We start from the raw sequence: 1012 nt of genomic DNA on the forward strand, positions 1-1012 counted from the left end.
GTGAAGGCCGGCACCACATAGGCGCGAACGATCGCCTCCAGCCGGTCCTGGAGATCGCGTACGCGCCTGGCGGCAGCGAGCAGTTCGGAGCGGCGCAGATTCATCGGCCCGCAATGGCGGCGGTAGATCTCCAGCAGCAGGCCATCCTTGGTCTTGAAATGATAGGTCACGCTACCTGGGTTGGCCCCTGCGGCCAGCGCGATGTCGCGCACCGACACGGCATTGAAGCCGTGGGTGGCGAACAGCTCCTCGGCTGCGGCGAGGATCGCCTCGCGCATGTTCGGCTTGCGGGCCGTTTCCTTGCTGGTGGGCTTGCGTACCATCTCATTTGTACTATCGTACAAAAGATCAGGTCTCGTCAACAACTCGGGCGACGTCCGCAGCCCCTCTCGTCGGAAGTTGCGTCCGTGGAAAAATGACGCTCGCGACGGCCTCTGGCCGCGCCGTTCAGTTGTTGGCTCCGGCCTGCATCTTCTGCGGCCGCGTGGAGCGGGCGGGGAAGTCGCCGTCATCTCCCGACGGGATCAGAATCGCGCGCTCGCGCGGCAGGGCTTCCGGCATCTCGTCGCGGATGAAGGCAATCAGCTTCTCTCGCATTTCGCAGCGCAGGTCCCAGGATTGCGGCGCGTTGCGCGCACTGACCAGCGCGCGAAGCTCGATGGTGCGGGAATCCGCGTCGATCACCTGGAGATTGACCACTTCCCCGTCCCAGAGCTTCGACTCCTTGACCGCACCTTCCAGCCAGCGACGGATGCGGGCCACGTCGGCACGATAGTCGACATGGAGCGCGATGACGCCGATCAGAGATGCGGTATCGCGGGTCCAGTTCTGGAATGGCTTCTCGATGAAGTAGGACAGCGGCACCACCATCCGGCGCCAGTCCCACAGCCGGATCACGACATAGGTCGAGGCGATGTCCTCGACCCAGCCCCATTCATTCTCGATGATCACGGCGTCCTCGATGCGGATCGGCTGGGTGATCGCGATCTGCAGGCCGGCGATCAGATTGCTC

2 protein-coding genes are annotated in these 1012 nt (G+C 63.9%); both read right to left on the reverse strand.

Annotated features, from left to right (window positions below):
- On the reverse strand, window positions 1–323 hold a 323-nt coding region (locus JHD07_RS30105), incomplete at its 3' end, for a TetR family transcriptional regulator (RefSeq protein WP_291628752.1).
- Between the two features lie 124 nt (window positions 324–447).
- Window positions 448–1012: mechanosensitive ion channel domain-containing protein (locus JHD07_RS30110; protein WP_291628754.1), on the reverse strand; the 565-nt coding region annotated here is incomplete at its 5' end.

The sequence above is a fragment of the Bradyrhizobium sp. genome (genome assembly GCF_016462955.1).
Lineage (GTDB): Bacteria > Pseudomonadota > Alphaproteobacteria > Rhizobiales > Xanthobacteraceae > Bradyrhizobium.